Source organism: Ruminococcus sp. 1001136sp1_2201st1_G3_2201SCRN_220225 (assembly GCF_040924365.1).
GTDB lineage: Bacteria > Bacillota > Clostridia > Lachnospirales > Lachnospiraceae > Blautia_A > Blautia_A faecis.
The window spans coordinates 16,377-36,583 of sequence record NZ_JBCOME010000020.1; the positions used below are offsets into that span (position 1 = coordinate 16,377).

The following is a 20,207-nucleotide window of genomic DNA, read 5'->3' on the forward strand; positions in this document are numbered from 1 at the left end:
CTTTCCTGTCAATAAAGTCTTTCAATGTATTTCATGATCCATCTGTCATACCAGCTTGCAGATGCTTTTAATTCCTTTTTTAAATGCCGGATACAGCTTGCCGTATCATGGCGTTCGGAGGCCGATACCGGATGGGGGCTAAACGCTGCCTTTTGTCCAATCTTTCTTACTCTTTCATAGAGTAATGTGGTCTCATCTGAATACTGTGTGCCATGCTCGTATAACGCTCTAGCATAACCAGCCATGGCCCTCACTGCCAGTTTGGTGTCCTGGGAGGCAAAGCACTTTCTTCTCTTTCGGTTTGTAAACGCTCTTAAGAATATCACCGTCAGGATAAACAGAAACATAAACGTATCAAATACGATCAAAAACAGAAGAAGGAATTTTTCGATTCCAAACAATGCCAGCTTCAGGCTGAAATTGGTACGGATGTTCTCTTCCACTGGCGGCTGTGATTCTGTCTCTGGGATTGAAGCAGCCAGCTTTCCTTTTGCTTCCAGCCCTGTTTTTAAATTGGCTTCTTCCATGATACCGTAATAGGAAGGTGTCATTTCAAGCGGAACCCATCCAAGTCCATCAATGTAGATCTCTGTCCAGGCATGTCCGTTAGTTCCCGGGATTTCGATAGTTTCGCCATCTGTTTTCCCATCTACATCTTGAGGGGTGATCAGATACCCTTCCACGTACCGGGCGGGAATGCCATAATAGCGGAACATAAGCGTCGCCGCTGTTGCAAAATGAACGCTGTGCCCGATCTTAGAGGTGGTTAAAAAATTCTCTGTAAAATCCCCGTCTTCAGAAAAGACATCCGTTTGGGAACTGTAGGTCATGTTCTTTTCCAGATAGGAGCGGATCCTGGTGATTGCCGTGTAGTAATCGGTATGTCCTTCCTCCCGGTTTCCGCCGTCTCCAAGTTCCTTTTGAAACAGGGTTTTTAAGGACGCTGGAAGAGCGGTATCTTCCTGATAAACAAAGGTATTGTAATAACTCTCCTGGCTTCGGTAGGAACTGACGGCATCCGCGCCGCCATCCCCTGCATTATTTCCAGCGGTCAATGTCTGATAGACCTTTGCTCCAAGGGTGGTAAAATCACTTACCAGATTTCCAAGGGAGGAAAAACGATAGGTTCTTTCTCCAAACAGTCCTCTGGCGTACAGGGTGCTGTCCGCCTGGGCGTTTTCGCCTGTGTAGCCGTCTGGCAGACCTGAGAGCTCATACGGGGTATAAAGGTATTTACTGCTTGCCGTTTTATTATTTATCGAAATGATTCCTTTTTCACTGGAGAGGGAATCGTCCTGGATCAGATTTCTTGCATTTAGAAGCTGGGTTTCTCCATAAAAGCCCTCCTGGTGAAGCCAGTAATACAAGTCTTTTTCTTCATAGGCCTCTTCCGTGGAAATCTCCGTCCAGGAAGAGCCGTCATAAACGCTTCCCACAAAGCCACGCAGATACAAAGAAGCCGGATGCTCCATGGTAATTTCAAGTGCCGTATCCGATGACGCACTCCAGGCTCCGGTCTGCTTTAACTTTCCATCTGGAAGGGAATTTGCCCCCTGCCCTTTGTAGCGGAGCCTGGAAAGTCCACTTAATGCCTCTTCTTTGGCATTTGCCACAAGCTGGGAGTCCTGGTACTCATTCTTTGGCACCAGGCTTTGAAGAAACATGCCCCCGAAAACGGAGACCAGAAGAAGACCAAATGCCCCGGCAAAAAATGCGGACACGTCGACAGCGTTACCTAAGTTTCCCCCTTTATTTTTCGTCATGTAGTTTAATTCTAACAGGGTTCCAGCGTAAAAGCCAAGACAAAGCCTGGTATCTGGAAGCAGTTCTGTTTTTACCAGAACCACCGGAAGGACTGCCGCAAAAAGAAGGAGCAGCACATACCACCGAAGCTTCAGGATTAAGAAGCCAAACAGCCCACAGGCAATGCCAAGGAAAATAAGAACTGCCAGCTCCCCATTTGCTTTTCCAGAATCCTTCAGCTGGTAGATGGTAAGGTAGATCCCTGCTTTTTTCCCAAGAACTTCTGCAAGTTGGTTCCAGAGTGAAAGAAATCCGTTTAAAAGCATGCCAGAGAACGCAAACAGGCAGATCCCGGCAGCTGCACTTAACGAGAAAACCGCAGCAACCAAATGTTCCCGAAGCCTGAAAAGAACGGCACAGAGAAGGGCGGTCACAGTGACGCTCACCAAAAAAGGAATCCCATTCACAGACGGAATCAGGGTATGCAAAAGCGCAAAGGTACCAACGCCATTTACCAGAAAAATCAGGAAACTTTCCAGCAGGATACCGGGCAGGTATCTTCTATGTTTTTCTTCTTGTCTTGTGATCCATACTTCCATGTGATGGTTTCTCCTTTATCTGCTGTGGTTCCACAGCTTACAACGGTTACCTCGCCCCGGGTTCGAAGCCTTCTAAGGTCTTCTTCCTCTGGTGCGCCCGTAATATAAATATAATTTGCAAATCTTTGTTGTCCCGGAGTGTGAAGATATTCTGTGATGGTGCAGGGCTTTTCCCCCTCCCCTCCGTGGCGGAGGAATAAATAGAGAATAGTTTCATAATCCTCGCGGGTGCGTATTTTTTCAATGTAAAAATGTCCGGTGCTGTGGTCAAACACGCCTGCCTGACAGGAAATGCCCTGTTCCATAAAACTATTTAAAACTGCGGCAAACACTTCACCAAGCGTCTGTGCTACGGCTGGAGCTTTTTCCTTTAAATAGGGCTCTGCCAGGATCAGGACCGTATCATCCACCGGGAAACTTCTCTGGCGGATCATCATTTTATCTAACTTGCCGGTCAACTTCCAGTGGATCTGACGAATGCTGTCCCCCTCCTGGTATTCCCGGATATCAAAGGTCTCCCCCGGATCATCCCCAGGACGGGCTCCCGAATAGCGGAAGCTCTCCATGTCAAAGCCCTCTTTTGTGAGAAACTGAAAATCTTCCTTTTGCTCACAGGGCATCACCACCGTACAAGCGGACAGCCCCGCCTTCCTCTTTTGCCCTGCCAGACCAAAGAAATCATAGGAGCGCCAGGTGTGTAAGGTGGCGTAAATACAACCGCACCACTGGCTTTTTCCCTGGAAGTCAATGGCTTTTTTCCCTCTTCCTTTAAGGGAAAACGAAAACGGAAGCTCCATCTGCTCCCCAGTAAAATGATTTTCCAGATGCAGGCTGCCTTTTCCAAGAAATACCGGAAGGACAGACTCATTTGCAATCTGAAGCTTTCCTTTCCAGATCCCATCCTGTTCCGCAGCTTTGGGGAGCTTTAGCTTCATAGTGATCTTTTTTCCGCAAAAGAAACCAAGCAGCAAAAACGCCACTACCGCAAGGGCGGACAAAAGCAAAAGGACGGCATATACCCAGACTCCGGTAAAAACCGCAGCCAGGGCAAGCAATATGAACCATATAAGTAGTAAAATCCTGTTTTTCATTCTCCCTCTACCTTCGGTGCCGATGTATCTTTTAAAATTTCTTCCAGAATGTCCTTCGCACTCTGCTCCTGGTATCTGGCTCTTGAATCCAGGATCATACGGTGTGCGGTTACATCTGTGAATACTTTTTTTACATCTTCCGGGATCACATAATCCCGTTCTTCCATGAAGGCTGCCGCCTTTGTCATACGGCATAAAGCCAGGGTTCCACGGGGGCTAAGACCAAGTGTGATCATCGGATGGTTTCTGGTTGCCTCTGCAAGGGTTGCAATATAGTTCAGGATGGAATCTGCCATATATACTTTTTGTACCTGATCCTGAAGCATAACAACTTCTTCTTTGGTAATAACAGCTTTCGCGTTCTCCAACGGATTTTTTGTCTGCCGGTCCCGAAGCAGCTCTACCAGGTTTTCGTGATCCGGGTAGCCCATGGAAAGGCTTATCATAAATCGGTCTAACTGGGATTCCGGCAGCATCTGGGTTCCGGAAGAGCCGGTAGGGTTCTCTGTAGCAATGACTACAAAGGGCTGCGGAACCGGATGTGTCTCGTTATCTACCGTTACCTTTCCCTCTTCCATGACTTCCAGAAGGGCTGCCTGGGTTTTGCTGGAGGTACGGTTGATCTCGTCCGCCAGAAGCATGTTGCACATCACCGCGCCTGGGCGGTAGATGAATCTGCCCGTCTGTTTTTCGTACATGGTAAATCCGGTTACATCGGAAGGAACTACATCCGGCGTAAACTGGATCCGGTTAAAATCCATTCCCATAAGACGGCAAAGTGCCAAAGCTGTGGTTGTCTTTCCAACACCAGGAACGTCTTCCAAAAGCACATGTCCTCTTGCCAGCACTGCCATGATGATTTTATCCGTAACTTCTTTTTTTCCTTTTATAATGGTTCCAAGCTCCCTCTGAAGCTGTGTGATCTTATCTGCCATTTCTTTCCTCCTGCCCTTTTCACTGGCTGATCCAGATTCTTTTTCTTATGTGTCAATTGGTATCGCTCATATCATAAAAACTGGTTTTGCCATTTAAAAACCGGCTATATGCCGCCATTGCACAAAACGCCTGGTCGGTAGCCATGGGATCGCTGTCCCCATCTAATATGTGGGAAAAGCTTCCATCTTTTTTATAATACTCCATCAGGTTGTCGTAAAGCCCTTTTTCCTTTTTCTGGAAACGTTCATCTTTATTGCAGTCAATCCCATACGTGCTAAGCGCAAGGATTACCTGGGAAACGGACTCAGAGCTTTTATCCCCATACGCCTCATAGCCGCCATCCTCTGCCTGCGCGTCCGCTAAAAATTCCACGCCTCTGTCAATGATGGCACTGATTTCTTCCTCTGTTGCATAGGGCTCTAAGCACTGTAAGGTCATGGCAGTCAGATCCACATCTGCGGTATCAGAGCTGTCATCTAAGGAAAATCCACCGGATGGCTTTTCCTGTTCCACGATGTAGGTCAGATACTTTTGCTCCAGTTCCCCGTCTATCTCCAAGCGGTCCGCATTTAAGGCAAGAAGGGCATACACGGCTCCATTTAACCCCTGTGCGGTTACAGCCTCAAAATCTTCCAGGGGCTTTCCAAGGTCATACCCGCCAATATCGGAAGGATCGATCCCGATGGCCTTACAAGCCAGAACAGCCCTTGCATACTCGGTATAGCGGTTTTCACTTAATACCCCTTCCTGCTCCTTGACACGCTTTTCTAAGTTTGCCCTGTATTTTTCGTAATAGCCGTCCTCTGCCTCTTCCCCGGAGCGTGCCAGTGCAATCACCGTCCACTCACCGCCGAGGGAATCAGAAGCCGGGGAGGGAATACTTGTCTGTTCATAGGAAGCAGTTTTCTTTAATGCTTCTTCTAAAGATGGGGTACCGCCACCGCAGCCGGATAACAGGCTGCTGACAGCTGCCGCCGCCAGGATTCCGGCAAGATAGCATCCAGTCCTTTTCTTTTTAGGATTTAACATTTTTCGTTTCTCCTTCTTTTAAAAATCAAATTCCACTTACATCTATTTTCTATCATCGTTTCTCTGATTCTTGTATCAGCCCATATTTTACCTTGATCCGCTCCAGCTTTTCCAGAAGCGGGCGGCTAAGCAGCCAGAGGAAAATCACGGTGGAAGCTGCATGTACCAGATCCACGGGGGCGCCTGAAATGTAGTAGGCGATCAGGCTGCTTTTTGTAATGTACCCGTAGGACATCAGGATGCTGGCAGGATTCATAATGCCGCCATAAATTAAAAACACGCTCAAAAATCCATAGATACAAAGATCGAACTTCCTGGCTTTTAAAATCCCCTTCTGGTACAGGATCCCTGCCAGAAATCCGATCATGCCAAAGGCAAACATCTGCCAGGGTGTCCAGGGGCCCTGCCCCATAAACATGTTGGAGATCAGCATGGTAAGGCTGCCAACTAAAAATCCAGCCTCGCCGCCAAAGGAAATCCCGGTTAGGATCACGATGGCAGCCACAGGCTTGAAGCTAGGCACCATGAAAAAGGCGGCACGTCCTGCTACGCCAATGGCAGCTAATACCGAGATCACCATGATCTCCCTTGCCTTTGGCTTCCTGCCCTCAAACATCATAAAAAAGGGAAGCATGGCTGCTATTACTACGATCAGGCTGCAGAGCAGGTATTTTCGCCCTCCCCATATCTTCACAGAGAAGAATAGAAGGATTGGTACCACGATCAGCATGACCGCAAATGCAAACCAGGTGCGGAGGCTTACCTTTCCCTGGCGCTCCATCTGGCGGATAATCATTCCGTCGGACGGAAGGGTGTATTCTTCCAGTTCTTCAGAAGGAACTTCTTTTCGATGGAAAGGATTTTGTTTTCCAGAGTTCTTTAAACGTGCAGCATCCGAAGCTGGTTCTTCTTCCCCAAAGAATTCATTCAGGAATTCATCTAACTGGGATTCGTCAAGCATGACACCACATCCTTTCCGGTAACTGCCTCTGGAAACAGCCCTCTTGCCATACGGTTTGCCGCAGTGGTATAAAAGTTATTTCCAGCGAAAAAGTCTCTTGTCTTTTTGCTTGTCACCACATTTCCCTCAAAAAACAGGCCTGTCGTATCCGCATACTCGGCTACAAATTCCACGTCATGGGAGATCATGAAAATCGTCATTCCATGGGATTGCAGCTTCTTTAAAATACTTCCAAGCTCTTCTTTATATTCCGCATCCATTCCCTTGGTCGGTTCATCCATAAGAAGGATCTTCGGGCGAAGAAGAAGCACTTTTGCAAGGGCAAGCCGCTGCTGCTCCCCGCCGCTTAAATCATAGGGATGGCGGTTAAGCAACCCTTCCAAATGGGTAAGGCTTACGATCCCCTCGATGGCTTTTTCCTTTTTCATGGAGATGGGATATTCACTGGAAGGTTTTTCTTTTTTTCCGCCGATCACGCTATAAAGGTCTTCTAGTACCGTCTTTTTTAAAAAGATACTCTGGGGATTCTGCGGCATAACGCCAAGATACCCACAGTATAACTCCCGGTCGGAAAAGGAACGAAGATCTTTTCCATCCAGGTAGATTCTGCCGCTGTACGGCTGGTGTACTCGTCCAAGTAAGGATAAGGTGGTACTCTTTCCGGTTCCGTTTCCCCCTACCAGGGCATAGAACTCTCCTTTTTTTACTTCCAGGGACAGATCCTGAATAACATCGGGGCTGTCCTTTTCATACCGGAACCAGACATCCTTCATTTGGATGGCTGGGGGCGTGGTTTCTTTCTGGCGCTTTAGATGCCCGAAAAAGCCTGCCGTTTCGTTTTCGTTTTTCTCCCCTTGTTTTTCCAGCCTTTGGTTTGCCTGCTGGATCTCCTCTTTTTTTATCCCTTTTTCTTTTATATATTCCCGGATCCACTGTCTGCCTTCACTTACAGTAAGGGGACAGGTAAGGGCGCTCTCCGTCCCTGCATAGATCTGCATGGGAACTGGCATGGATAAAAACATGCCGTGGTGCTGTTCCTTTAATTTGGTTCCAATCTCCCGGGGTGTCCCTTCCAAAAACAGGGTGCCCTCATCCATGACAAACACCCGGTCTGCATACGGGATGATATCCTGCAGGCGGTGTTCGGTGAGCAGTACGGTAGTCCCAATATCACGGTTGATCTTCTTCACGGTCTCCAAAAAATCGGAAGCTGCAATGGGATCCAGCTGGGAGGTTGGCTCGTCCAGGATCAGTAAGGACGGGTGCATGGCCATCACAGAAGCCAGGTTTAAAAGCTGTTTTTGTCCGCCTGACAATTCCGATACATTTTTATAAAACCACTTCTGAATGCCAAAATAACTTGCCATCTCTGCCACCCGAAGGCGGATAGTGGCATTGTCATACCCAAGGCTTTCCAGTCCAAACGCCAGCTCATGCCATACCTTATCAGTCACGATCTGGTTGTCCGGGTTCTGCATCACAAATCCGATCTCCTGGCTCTGGGTGCGGTGGTCGGTATCTTCTAGCGGAATGTTCCGGTAAAGGATCTTCCCCTCTTTTTCTCCAGCTGGTGCAAGCACGCTTTTTAACTGGCGAAGCAGGGTGCTTTTTCCGCAGCCGCTCCTTCCCATGATGACATTTAAGGTTCCTTCTTTTATATTCAGGTTTACATGCTCCAGAACTTTTCTGGAACTTTCCGGATAGGAAAACCCGAAATCCTTTATTTCTACAAGATTCATCTGTCTGTTCCTTCCTGTTCCAGCGTCTGGTAAATTTTTTGATACGTCATTTCAAGGTCTGTCGTTTCTTTTCTCCTGCTATAGGAAAAGCGGATGGTTTCTGTCACATCCAGCAGCACCGGAAGAAAACAAAAGGCTGCAAAACAAAGATAGGTAAGCAGCGCAAGTAACGGGGAAACCGCCACTGGTGCCGTGTATCCCTGAATGGTAAAGCCAGCTAACAGGATCCTGGGATCATAACTTGCATAGGCAGCCCCTTTGATACAGCCCCCTGTAAATATGGCAAACAATCCGGTCATGATTCCAAGGACATACTTATCTTTTCTTGTAAAATGGTAAATGGAAAACGCAGTCCTTCCCTTCAGACCATATCCTCTGCTTCGCATGGAATCAGAGGTCTCAATGGCATTTTCCAGCGCCCAGGTAACCAGGATGGAGAGCATGTTAAGGCCATGGCGGATACGCGCAAAAAGGCTCCCTTCTGATACATCCCGTCCCATGGCTTTCTGACCGTTTCGGATCACTTTTAGCTGCGCAGTAAACCTTGGCACAAACCGAAGCGCCATGGATAAGATCAGGGAAAGCGCCGGAATGATCCGCCCAAACAGATAGATAAATTTATCCGTTGTCATAACCTTGTTGTAACAGGAAAACCACTGGATGACCACGAACATCACAGCGCCAAGCACCACGCCATACACAAGTGCTTCCAGGGTGATCCAGTTACCGCTGCTTTTTACATAATACAGCATGGTAACCCCGTAATGATTAAACATGGGATTTAATAGTGCCACAATGAGAAGACCTGGCAGAGTAAGAAGAAAGCTATGTTTCAGAGTCTTTTCCCATCCGTTTAATAAAAACGAATAGGAAAATGCTCCCACATAAGAGATCCCGATGAACACCGGGTGTTGATTGAACATGGTAAAAAAAAGTACCACTGTAAAATAGAAAAAATTCAAAAAAGGATGACAGGCAGAAAAGGTATCCATTACCGTAAGGTTTGCACACGTTCTGTTGTTTTTTTCTTTATTCATTGACAACGCTTTCGGCACCGATATACTCCCTCTTCAGTTCATACTCATCACAATAGGCATCCATCTTGCTGCCTTTATAACAGCGAATGGTACAGCTCTTATTCACGATCCACGGACCGACATACTCCGGATCGTGACGGATTTCTACGGTTTCCAGACGGTTGCAGCCATGGAATACCCAGCGTTCGATCACATCCACACTCTCCGGGATCACGACATGTTTTAAGTTGTTGCATTTGAAAAAGGCACTATCGCCAAGTTCTACTAAACCTTCCGGAAGGTTTAATTCCTCAAGGCCTGTAAACCGAAACGCCTCTGCCTCGATTACCTTCAAGGTATCTGGGAAAATTACCTTTTTTAACTCCTTGCACCGAAAGAACGCTTTACTTCCAATCACTTCAACGTGGTCTGGCAAAACCAGTCTTTTTAGCTTGGAACAGGAATCAAATGCCCCCTCCTGGATTTCCCGGCACTCTGAGTCTTTTGCAAACACGGCTCTTAATAGATTGGTACAATCACGGTAAGCTTTTGGTCCTAAGGTTTTTAAAGACGCTGGAAAATGGACTGCACGCAGACTGTGATTTTCTGAAAACGCCCGCCGTTTAATTTCCTTCATTGTCTTAGGAAGAACAACTTCCTTTCGGATCTGGCACTGGAAAAAGGCTTCCCGTCCAATAATCTTACAATTTGGTGGGAGAATGACTTCCCGCATCCGTCCATCTGCCCGAAAACAGCCATCGTCAATGTAGATATATTTTTCCGGGATCTCCTTCCTTGTAACATCCCCCTTTAACATTTTTGCCTGCTGTGCTGTAAATGTCCGGCTGTCATACCGCAACATACTCCAGCGCATTTCTTCATCCTTATAAACACGCATTCTTTTCTTTCCTCCGCTTTTTAGTGTAACAAAAACAGAGCCCCATTACTTCGATGAGCCTCCGTCCTTTACGACAAGTGGAATATGCTGACTTAAAATGCGCTGTTATGTACCGCTGATTTCATACAGTGATTATGGTTCCGGAATCGCACCGAATTTTCCTAAATCAGCCTTATCTGGCTGAACCATGTCTGGTTATTTGATTTTTCGTTCTCTGATATTTCTACCTATATCAAATATTAGTATTATAGCATTTGAAAGGACATCTGTCAAATTTTGGCAATCTATGAATATTTTTGCATGATCAGTGGTTTAGAACCTTGTGGGCTTACCTTGCTATTTTTCGTCTCCCTGGTAGGGATTTCCCACATCGTTTCCAAGGTCGCAGGTGTACACCCACAAGATCACATCCCCGTCTTTTGGCTTATACGCAGATGCCCCATAATTTGGAAATGTCCCATTGACACTGTACATCCAGCCGGAATTTTTTCCGCAGTCCAGCTCATAGAGCTGGTTAATTCCTTCCACATAGTAGCTGTTATAGAGTGGCGTGTATTTCGAAGAAATCTGAATCCCCTTTTCCCCACAGATGGCTTTTAAAATATCAAAGACACTCTCCCCTGTGGTAAATGAGACCGTTGTCTTTTTTAGGATCTGTCCATCCTCCGGAACAAACTCTTTTTTGGTTTCCTTTAACTCTTCCATGTGATCCAGAACCGTCGCACAGGAGATCTCGATCGTACAGGTCGCTGGCTCCCCGGAAGAGGAATCTCCCCCACAGCCAGTAAACACGCTGCCGCATACAAGCAGTAACAGGCTTAATAATAGGGCCAACCACTTTTTTCGTTTTTGGTTCATACGCTTCCCTTTCTTTTTTCTTTCTCTACTGATATTGTAGCATTGTTTGAGGGGACTGTCATCTGGATTTCCAGTTTCTTTTAACCAGAAAAAACATCCACCACGCCAGAGAACTTTTCTCCGACATTGGTGGATGTTCCGATTCTTATTTTACAGTTACTTTAACCTTCTTTGTAACCTTTCCGGATTTTACTGTAATGGTTGCTGTGCCTTTTTTCTTCGCTTTTATCACACCATTTTTCGTAACGGTTGCTACCTTCTTATTGGAGGTGGTGTAAGTCACCTTCTCCTGTGAGGTGATTGGAGAAATAACAGGCTTTAAGGTAAGGCTCTTACCCTTTTTCAGGGTGAGCTTCGTCTTTAATCCGGTAATCTTAGTTGTTTTTACCTTCGCGCTTTGTACCTTCACCTTCAGGGTTGCTTTCTTGCCACTCTTTAAAGTGATGGTGATCTTTGCGCTTCCAGTTTTCTTGCCAGCCTTGATCTTGCCGTTTTTATCCACGGTCACAATCTTTTTGTTGCTGGAAGTCCAGGACTTCACGGAATCCCCATTTGCCAGACCGGTAACCTTTACTTTTGTAGTAGTCTGTTTCTTCTGAAGCTTGATGGAGGTTACATTTAACTTCATGGTAGCGGTCAGCTTGCTTCCGTTATCACGGCTCTGTTTTGCACCGCAGATGGAGCAGATTCCCTCCTGTTTCTCTGGTGAAAAAACAGTCGCTTTGGAAATGACCGTCCAGGTGAAGTTATGCTCGTGAGTAAGCATCGGGATCACTTCTGTTTTGGTTGTCCCACATACGGTACAGGTATAAACCTTTTCCCCGGCTGCAGTGTAGGTCGCCTGTTTAGTGATGGTTCCAGCGTCATAGGAATGCTGGCTGGTTTTTGGAATAACTTCTGTCTTTGTATAGCCACACACCAGACAGGTAAATTCCTTCTTTCCTTCTTCTTTACAGGTAGCTGCGGTTATTATCTTGCCATCTCCATAGGTATGTTTCTGATAGCCGCCCTTTTTTGTATTATCAGTGATGTCACAGGTTCCATAATCAGATTTGCATTCATGCCAGTGGCCTTCTGCGTCGGAAGTCCAGCCTTCTACCCACTTATGGTCATGCTCCTGTTTGTAATCATCGGTATAATGGAAGACAATTTCATCTCCATCTGTTAAAAACTGCTCACTGACACCAAGATCGGAATGGATTCCGTTTAAGGTGTACATCCAGCCGGAATTCTTTCCATTGGTAAACTCTCCAAGCTTCTCCCCATCTTTGGTGATGAAATCAATGTAGTTGCCTTTTGGATTGCTATATTCAAGCTGATTGTCTGCAAGCACTTTTTCCAGTACATCCAGTACCGTTGCGTTGCTGTCAGTATCTACACTGGTCTCCTGGATCCAGGTCTCCAGGTTTCCTGCCTTTAAGGTATGTACCTCACCGTCTGTATCACTGTCATGGGCTTTATCTCCAAGGAGTGTAAAGGAAACGGTGATCTTTTCTGCTTTTACCAGCACCTTCACCGTAATGGTTGTTTCAACCGCCCCATACTTTAACTGAAGCATCTGGCTGCCCCTGGTCTGGGGATCATAACCGATCACTGTGATTTCTTCAAAAGATGGATTGGTCTTGCTTCCATCACTCCAGGTAACGGTAAAGGTACCGCCGGAAAGATCTAATTCTTCTCCGATATAATACTCTGTTTTGTAATCTCCGGTAAGGGTAAGCCCTGTCGGGTAAGCGCCAGTTCCATAAACCGGATAATTCTCTCCCTGCTCCCAGTTGTGGTAGTTGCCGCTGTTTAAGCCATCCTTTACAGTGCCGTCGGCAAATTCCCCGGCGGTCTTTGCAAAGCAGTAATCGTTCTGGTTAAATTCGTAGTCGATTCCACATTTAGGATCATTTTCCACGGTCAGGATGTTTTCCACTTCACCGATTCCCTGGGTAGCACCACAGGAGTCCAGGTAATAGTTGTTGGAAATTCCCTGGAATTTATCGAAGCTCTTTAAATATCCGACAATGGCTCCTACATTGGTTTTTCCAGAAACAGTGCCGTAGAAGAAGTTGTTAGAAATAGATCCACTTCCATTTCCCCAACACTGCATGCAGCTTGGTTCCCCGCCAAAGATACCGCCAACGTTCGATACACCACTGATGGTTCCTGCTACATAACAGTTTTTCACGGAAGCAACCGGAGTATTCGGAGCAGAATCTGCCTCATAGCCGCTTCCCAGGATTCCTCCTACCCACTTGCCAGTAGCATTTACGGTTCCAGTGAAGCTGCTGTTTTCAATGGTACAGGAGCCCATAGACTGGCCTTTAGCTCCAGCTAACCCTCCGACTTTGTTTAATCCTTTCACAGTTGCTGAACTGCTACAGTTGCGAATAATTCCATTAATTGTACCAGCAAAAGTTCCAATACTGGATTCCTGACCTGTATATCCGATCAGAACACCACTCTCTGCCTTGCAGTTTTCAATTACAATCGAGTTGGCTCCGGAAGCATATCCTCCAATCAGTCCTGCCTTTTTGGTACTCATGCCAGATTTTAACGTAACATTCCGAATCGTAACTGCATCCGGACATCCTGTGTTATAAATACCGTCAGGACCATAATCAACTGTATAACGGTCAACCAGACCATATCCATTAATCTGTTCTCCCAAAAGATTGAGATTTTCAATCACTGCATCACGGACATAATTAAACAGCGGCTTTCCATTTGTCGCGACTGTGACCGTGTGCCCTTCGCCATTTAAGATTCCAGAAAATGGCCAAATATATTTTCCATTCCCTGTGCTGGTGTTTCCAGGTTGGATTGTACCAATTGGTTTCCAGTCTGATGGAAGATTGATATCTTCTTTTAAAGAAAAATTGCTTCCATAAAAATCGAATCCGTCTTCATTGACTTTCTTTTGCAGAGCTTCCAGATCAGACAGATTTTGAATTAGATAAGGAGATTCTTCAGTGCCATTTCCTTCCCATGGAAATGGTTCATCCACTGCAGTCATAGCTGCAACATCAGAGCAGATTTCCTCACTATAAAACGAATCAAACCAATTTTCCAGCCTTTTTGTTTTTACTTTACAGTAATAGTACATCGTGCCATCGTCTGGAATTGGTGGTATATAAGAATCTTTTGTAGCACCTGGAATCAAAGTTCCATTTTCGGAATTATTTTCAGTGTTTTTATACCATTGATATAAAGTGTCTTCTGTAAACCATTGCGATTTTTCCGTCTCTATTTTGAGCTGATAAGTTATCGGCTTACCTTTTACATATATAATACTTTCAGGTTGCTTTGTTATTACAGGGGAAGAAACAGTTTCCGGAAGTACTTCGTACTGACCAAACGAACTCCATTCACTATATTTTTTTCCATTCAGTTCATAAGTAACTTCACAGCAATAACATTTTTCTGAACTAGCTTCATTTGTATCTACAGTATAAGTAGGTTCTGTAGCCCCTTCTATGATTTTACAAGCTGTTTTTGGATAATTCCATGCTCTAAAATACCGCTCTGTACTCTGTAAATAATACCATTGATAAGTAAATTTTCCCTCTCCATTGCCTGGCACTGACGCTTGCACACTTATCGTTAAAGGTGTCTCTCCCAAATGTAATGTTTTTATATTAGTAAATGGTTCTTTAAATGTAACATCTGGAGTATAGTCAATTCCACTCTTTTTTATAATCAAAGAGTATTTGGCTGTTTCCTGACAATATACGTCGCTACTCTCAATAATTTCTATTGTCGCTATATACTCTTCTTTATTATCCCAATTTGGTACAATACAGTATTTGCCTAAATAATCCGGTTTAATTTCCTCTTCCTCCAACATTACTTTAAGAGAAGAGTTATATCCGTATGCTTCTAGTTCAAGATTAATATGTTCAATATTCTCTGGCATATTGACAATAAGTTCTTGGTTATCCAATGAGTCTTCTAGATTGGACGGGATTTCGTGATTTTTGGGGTCAATAACTTTTATTTCTTTTAAATGATTACGATAACGAATTTCAAGATCGCAAGAATCAATAACATTGCCATTCTTACTTACTTCTATCCGTATTGATCGAATAGCCAAATTATATCCTTTTCCTTGATCCAATATAGCATCTTTAGAAATTGCCTGGCTTAAATATACATATTTATTTTGGATTAAGCTAACTCTATGTTCCGCTTGATCTCGCGGACTCGTATAAACAGCATAAACATGACAGTCATCACTCACTGCTTCTTTCATGCCTACGTTAACATACATATCTGTTTTGTTAGTATGCGTATTTACATATGTCATTTCCGCTGGAACAATAAATGCCTGGCTTCCATCTAATACACTAAGAGCAATATCTTTTTCTTTTTCTTCCGTCTCAAAATGAAGTGTTACTGTATCTATGCAAGATTGTTTAACACTTTCATTTGGAATAACTGTTATATAGGAATAAGCAGCTGATATTAAAGTAGCTCTATCACCATCAGCAGTTTCTTCCATTTTCTCTGCCGTAATAAAATATGGTTTCTCCCGTGATTCCAATCCTGATATAGTTACTTTACCCTGTTCATCTGTAATTAAACCTTCTGCCTTTTCTCCGTCAATATAAATAGATGCGCTTTGGCAATTACTATAAATATGTGCATCACTTGTTTCTTTCAGCTGTAACGTTATATCCTGCCCTGCAAAAACCGTTTGTGTTTTCCTTGTAAAATATGCATAAGAATCCACACTTTTTCGTTTTTGAATAAAGAAACAAAGATCATCACCGTCATGAATCAATCTATTTAAAGAAGTTTGATAATTTGCGCTATCATTGTTTAATACCGATTTTATAAACGGAACATCATCGCGATTAATTCCCCATAATTTGTAAATAAGCCCATAATATAAACCACTATCATCTGCATGATAATCATATCCCGCTTCAGAACCACCTGGATAATATAAGTCGTGCGCCAGTTTTAGGGCATCATCCATAGTGTAAGACGCCTTGCCACTAAGCAATACGGTACGGCCAGCCATAGGCTTACCGTCTTTGTCATTTAAAAATTTACCGTCTTTGCTTACACTCACAGTAACCTGAATTTCCTGTGTCTCTGTATCTTCGGACAGACTGGTTCCATCACTAAAAGAAACAATATCTGCCTCTGGCAGTTCATCTGAATCAGTAAAACTATCACCTTCTGATTCTTCTATATTTCCATCACTATAAAAATCAGTGTTTTCTTCCTCTTCATTATTTGAATTCTCATTTTCTGTAAAATCTGTTTCTACAGAAATATCGTTCCCGCTAATCCATTCTTCTGCAAATGTATCTACTGGGATTTGCAATACCAACAAAAAAACAAGCAGCCAACTGGCTATTTTTTTCCATAGTCCTATTTTTTTCATTCTTTTCAGCCACTCCTTCTAAAAAAGGCTCCCCTTCCTCACGGAAGAAGAGCCTTGATCCTAATGCTTATTTTACTCGAACAGTAACTTTTACTGATTTGGAACCAGATTTAATTGTGATTTTTGCTGTTCCTTTTTTCTTTCCCGTTACAACACCCTTAGCGGAAACCGTTGCCACTTTTTTATTTGAACTTGTGTAAGTAACTTTCTGTTTGGAGGTAAATGGAGTTACCACTGGTTTCAGGGTAACTTTTTTGCCCTTCTTAACTGTTACTTTTGTATTTGCTACGGTAACCTTTGTAGTCTTTACAGCAGCTTTCTGCACTTTCACAGTTACAGTCTTTTTCAGGCCGCTTGCAAGAGTGATCTGAAGTTTTGCAGTACCAGCCTTCTTTGCTGTAAGCTTGCAGGTACCGTTTGCACATCCCTTTACAGTAAAGATCTTAGTATTGGTGGATTTCCATGTCTTTACAGAATCGCCCTTTGCAAGGCCAGTAACTTTAAGACCAGATGTGGACTGTTTTACTTTCAGCTTTACGCTGGAAGCGTTTACAGTAGCAGTCGCTTTTAAAGCAGTACCTACTGTCTTTGTCTCCTTTTCTCCACAAGTCTCGCAGATTCTCTCCTGCTGCTCTGGTGCGAAAACAGTTGCTTCAGCAGTTACTTTCCAGTCACCAAACTTATGTCCAGTTGCTTTGATTGCTTCAGTTTCAGTTGCACCACATCTGCTGCAGGTTTTGGTAATCACGCCATCAGATGTACAGGTTGCTTCTTTGGTAACTTTAGATGTAAAATCATGTCCAAGTGCTGCAATCTTCTGCACATCTTCTTTCGCATCACATCTGGAACAATGCTTGCTCTGCTCACCATCAGTTGTGCAGGTAGCTTTTACATCTACACTATAGTCTTTCGCAAAATCATGACCAAGTGCCTGAATTTCCTCTGTTACAACATCGTTGCATCTGCTACAGGTCTTAGTAAGAATTCCTTTCTCTGTGCAGGTTGCTTCTTTTGTCACTTTGGAAACATAATCATGTCCGAGAACTTCAATCTCCTGGCTATCATCTTTTGCATTGCAACCTTCTCTTGTACAATGTTTACTCTTGGAACCTGGCTCTGTGCAGGTTGCTTCCTGATCCACCACATAATCCTCTGACCAGTTGTGTCCATTCACAGTGTCTACAGGAAGTACGTTTTCATCGTCTGCATATGAATAATGATCACCGCATACTTCGCAAACACCAACTTCTTTCAATCCTGTTTCGGTACAAGTAGCAACTTTAGGTTCTACACTATCTGCCTTGCAATGAATTTGAACATTCTCAGAAACTGATGCGCTGATTGCTAGATTTTTCCACTGTTCTCTGCTTCCAGCATAACAAATTGATGTCAAATCATTACAATCAGAGAATGCATCTTCAGCAACATTTATTTCTGCATTGCCGAAAGAAATCTTTTTCACCGATGATCCTAAGAATGCATAAGAACTAATATCTTTTACATTTGGCAGACTAATTGTTTCTAATTTTGTTCCTTGAAATGCTGTTTTACCGATAGATTCAACTCCATCAAAATTAAAAGAGGATAGTGCAGTTCGTTGAAATGCATTTGCTGGAATATTCACTAATTTACTCGCATAATGAATATCAGCTAAAGAATTACAATCAGAAAATATTCCATCTGATAATTCAGAATCACCAATGGAAACTGATGATAAATTCTTGCAATTATAAAAAGCATTGCTTCCAAGAATAACACCATCTAAAGGAATTGTAACGTCAGTAAATCCAGTGCCAGCAAACGCAACATCACCAATTGATTTTATATTATTAAAATCAAACTTCACTAATTTAGTGTCATTCTGAAATGCTCCGAAACCGATTTCAGAAAGTGTTGACGGCACATCAACCTCTGTTAAGTTTTCAAATAACTTATTTCCGCCTTTGCAAAAATTATTCTTGCCAATAGCTGTTATTCCTTCACCGATAACGATTTTCGTTACGTTCTGTGCACTTGTCTGTAGCGTGCCACGACACCACATTGCTCCAGCAACAGATCCCCAATCTGGTAATTTTCCTTCTGTTGCACCCTCTGTTAGCCTAAAATATAATGTTGTCCCATCATATTTAAACTCGATTGGTACCCCATTTTTTACTATTTTATATCCTGTATCAGCTTCATCAGCAAATATTTCAGCCTGTTCAGTCTCTCCACATTCTTCAGAATCAACGAAATTATAGCTATCATTTTCATCATCTATAATATCATAATTTTCATCCCGAAAAGAGTCCTCATCTTCTGATACAAATGTCTCATCTTCTTCAAAACTACTAAATGTAGCTTCTGCTGCACTTACTGGACTATATGCAGATAAAGCTAAGCAAGTAGAAAGAATGAAAAAAAATTGTTTACGTTTCATCTCTCACCGTCACCTACTTACCATTTTAATTCAGAATGATCATAGCTTAAGATGATTGAAAAATCACTTGCCGGACACACAGCATCACTCATTGTATATTCCGGATACGCTGTACTGTTAATACTTTCCATACCACCTTCCAGCCACATCCAAGAATGTCCGCTCCATACACCATGAATGATATTGCCTTCATCATCGTATTCCAAATCTGAATAGTTATTGTCATTTGTTTTTGTAGCAAACGATGTCTTAGCACGGTTATTAATTCCCATAGAAATCAAATACCAGTCAATTGAGCCATCTTTATTGGTTACTTTATTCCAATTAGAACTAATGCTTGCTGTTAACGCATTATTAGAATCGCTTGCTACTTTTCCTTTTGCAATAGCTTCATAGATAGACTCACCAGGATTTGTATCAAGTACAATTGTTGGGGTAGTTGAAGTTTCCTGATAAATATTTGTTACTTTCTGATCGTAATCTCTAACATAAATATTCATCTTTGCTGCGGAAGCGATTACGCTTGAGCTCATTGACATTGCTGCTGCTAAGATAATAGCGGATACTCGTTTAAAATTCTTTTTCATGGTGTTGTCTCCTTTCAATTTAAGACCATTTTTCTTTTTATAATTTTTAGTTATCATTTTGTTGCTAATCCGACCTGTGACCCTCCTTCCTGTTTCTTTATTCTTCAAATCAAGTCTGCCTATAGCTCAGATCCTGACTATGAAAAATCACATTTAGATAACAAAAGCGAAGTCTCCATAAACAAATATAGGAGTCTCCGCCAACGTGTAGTATGGTCTGACTTAAGCACTTTATATAAAATGCTATACACAGGTAAACACAAAGGTTTAGTTCCAGATTTCCACTGGATTGTCTTAAACAGGCTCTTTAGGAGCCGACCACATTATTATTTATTTGTTGTCAAAATCATAACATTTATCTATAAATTTGTCAATCATTCTAAAAGATTTTTTAAAAATTAATTATATATATAACATTTCTAATATGGTCATTTCAATAACTTTCTCCCACCAAAGGGGGCTGTTTTCAGCCCCCTAATCCTACTCTCTTCCAAATACAACTGCCTTTTCCTTCTGGAGCGGACCTAATGCACTTCTATAGGTTACAATAAGCTGCTCTTTTCTTTTCATGACATGTTTTAACTTCCACCAGGTTGTCACACATTCGTTCTTATGTGGAAGACGCATGCCGCGGACTGAATAGCCAGCTGCCATCATCACCGTAAGGCACGCTCTTGCATATAACACGCCACGCTCTTTATTAACACGCATATAGGTATCGCGGATCCAGTCTGCCAGCTTCTTTGCATCAGTGATCTTCTCCATCTGGTTTTCATAGAGCTCCCTGCATTCGATTTTACTGTTTGCAAACAGCGTTTCCAGCTTAGAAGATACCTGCGGCACCTTCAGCTGACAATTATAAAATGTCCTTCTTGCGTCATATCTTTCACAAAACTCTTTCTGTTCGGTTTTTCTCATAAATGGGTTCCTCTCTTATCCCTTTTCTTT

General features: G+C 43.3%; 13 protein-coding genes. All 13 read right to left on the minus strand.

Going from position 1 to position 20,207, the window contains the following annotated elements; genetic code table 11:
- Nucleotides 1–8 precede the first annotated feature (8 nt).
- The 13 genes from AB5642_RS08375 to AB5642_RS08435 all read right to left on the minus strand — a co-directional run bounded on the left by AB5642_RS08375 (nt 9) and on the right by AB5642_RS08435 (nt 20,177).
- Nucleotides 9–2,342: a transglutaminase-like domain-containing protein gene (locus AB5642_RS08375; RefSeq protein WP_173718730.1), complete on the minus strand. Its 2,334-nt coding sequence runs from the start codon at nt 2,340–2,342 to the stop codon at nt 9–11.
- Nucleotides 2,267–3,433 carry a DUF58 domain-containing protein gene (locus tag AB5642_RS08380; protein ID WP_173718729.1) on the minus strand — a complete coding sequence of 389 codons (1,167 nt, stop codon included), beginning with the start codon at nt 3,431–3,433 and terminating at the stop codon, nt 2,267–2,269. Before AB5642_RS08380 ends, AB5642_RS08375 begins: the two co-directional genes overlap by 76 nt.
- A complete protein-coding gene (locus tag AB5642_RS08385) occupies nt 3,430–4,368 on the minus strand; it encodes a MoxR family ATPase (RefSeq protein ID WP_173718728.1) in 939 nt (312 codons plus the stop codon). The genes AB5642_RS08380 and AB5642_RS08385 overlap by 4 nt, the downstream gene beginning before the upstream one ends.
- A gap of 52 nt (nt 4,369–4,420) precedes the next feature.
- Nucleotides 4,421–5,398, minus strand: coding sequence for a prenyltransferase/squalene oxidase repeat-containing protein (locus AB5642_RS08390; protein WP_368371540.1), 978 nt, complete (start codon nt 5,396–5,398; stop codon nt 4,421–4,423).
- 52 nt (nt 5,399–5,450) lie between these two features.
- Nucleotides 5,451–6,359 (minus strand): ECF transporter S component, encoded by a 909-nt coding sequence (locus AB5642_RS08395; protein ID WP_243252203.1) that lies wholly within the window; start codon nt 6,357–6,359, stop codon nt 5,451–5,453.
- Complete coding sequence (locus tag AB5642_RS08400; protein WP_173718726.1) at nt 6,338–8,098, minus strand: ABC transporter ATP-binding protein; 1,761 nt, start codon at nt 8,096–8,098, stop codon at nt 6,338–6,340. Before AB5642_RS08400 ends, AB5642_RS08395 begins: the two co-directional genes overlap by 22 nt.
- Entirely contained in the window at nt 8,095–9,135 is a 1,041-nt protein-coding gene (locus tag AB5642_RS08405; RefSeq protein WP_243252202.1) for an energy-coupling factor transporter transmembrane component T, read from the minus strand. Before AB5642_RS08405 ends, AB5642_RS08400 begins: the two co-directional genes overlap by 4 nt.
- Complete coding sequence (locus AB5642_RS08410) at nt 9,128–10,012, minus strand: leucine-rich repeat domain-containing protein (RefSeq protein ID WP_173718725.1); 885 nt, start codon at nt 10,010–10,012, stop codon at nt 9,128–9,130. Before AB5642_RS08410 ends, AB5642_RS08405 begins: the two co-directional genes overlap by 8 nt.
- A 336-nt stretch (nt 10,013–10,348) precedes the next feature.
- Nucleotides 10,349–10,870 (minus strand): DUF4430 domain-containing protein, encoded by a 522-nt coding sequence (locus AB5642_RS08415; protein WP_173718724.1) that lies wholly within the window; start codon nt 10,868–10,870, stop codon nt 10,349–10,351.
- Between the two features lie 145 nt (nt 10,871–11,015).
- Nucleotides 11,016–16,253, minus strand: a complete 5,238-nt coding sequence (locus tag AB5642_RS08420; RefSeq protein WP_173718723.1) for a DUF4430 domain-containing protein — start codon at nt 16,251–16,253, stop codon at nt 11,016–11,018.
- 67 nt (nt 16,254–16,320) lie between these two features.
- Entirely contained in the window at nt 16,321–18,672 is a 2,352-nt protein-coding gene (locus AB5642_RS08425) for a leucine-rich repeat protein (RefSeq protein ID WP_368371541.1), read from the minus strand.
- Between the two features lie 17 nt (nt 18,673–18,689).
- Nucleotides 18,690–19,367 (minus strand): hypothetical protein, encoded by a 678-nt coding sequence (locus AB5642_RS08430; protein ID WP_173718721.1) that lies wholly within the window; start codon nt 19,365–19,367, stop codon nt 18,690–18,692.
- Between the two features lie 372 nt (nt 19,368–19,739).
- Nucleotides 19,740–20,177, minus strand: a complete 438-nt coding sequence (locus AB5642_RS08435) for a hypothetical protein (RefSeq protein ID WP_173718720.1) — start codon at nt 20,175–20,177, stop codon at nt 19,740–19,742.
- Between the last annotated feature and the right edge of the window lie 30 nt (nt 20,178–20,207).

Excerpts from the sequence above, each read along its gene's own strand:
- AB5642_RS08410 (WP_173718725.1), bottom strand. The coding sequence starts at position 10,012 with ATGCGTGTTTATAAGGATGAAGAAATGCGCTGGAGTATGTTGCGGTAT.
- AB5642_RS08415 (WP_173718724.1), bottom strand. The coding sequence starts at position 10,870 with ATGAACCAAAAACGAAAAAAGTGGTTGGCCCTATTATTAAGCCTGTTA.
- AB5642_RS08385 (WP_173718728.1), bottom strand. The coding sequence starts at position 4,368 with ATGGCAGATAAGATCACACAGCTTCAGAGGGAGCTTGGAACCATTATA.
- AB5642_RS08390 (WP_368371540.1), bottom strand. The coding sequence starts at position 5,398 with ATGTTAAATCCTAAAAAGAAAAGGACTGGATGCTATCTTGCCGGAATC.
- AB5642_RS08405 (WP_243252202.1), bottom strand. The coding sequence starts at position 9,135 with ATGAATAAAGAAAAAAACAACAGAACGTGTGCAAACCTTACGGTAATG.
- AB5642_RS08425 (WP_368371541.1), bottom strand. The coding sequence starts at position 18,672 with ATGAAACGTAAACAATTTTTTTTCATTCTTTCTACTTGCTTAGCTTTA.
- AB5642_RS08435 (WP_173718720.1), bottom strand. The coding sequence starts at position 20,177 with ATGAGAAAAACCGAACAGAAAGAGTTTTGTGAAAGATATGACGCAAGA.
- AB5642_RS08375 (WP_173718730.1), bottom strand. The coding sequence starts at position 2,342 with ATGGAAGTATGGATCACAAGACAAGAAGAAAAACATAGAAGATACCTG.
- AB5642_RS08395 (WP_243252203.1), bottom strand. The coding sequence starts at position 6,359 with ATGCTTGACGAATCCCAGTTAGATGAATTCCTGAATGAATTCTTTGGG.
- AB5642_RS08420 (WP_173718723.1), bottom strand. The coding sequence starts at position 16,253 with ATGAAAAAAATAGGACTATGGAAAAAAATAGCCAGTTGGCTGCTTGTT.
- AB5642_RS08400 (WP_173718726.1), bottom strand. The coding sequence starts at position 8,098 with ATGAATCTTGTAGAAATAAAGGATTTCGGGTTTTCCTATCCGGAAAGT.
- AB5642_RS08380 (WP_173718729.1), bottom strand. The coding sequence starts at position 3,433 with ATGAAAAACAGGATTTTACTACTTATATGGTTCATATTGCTTGCCCTG.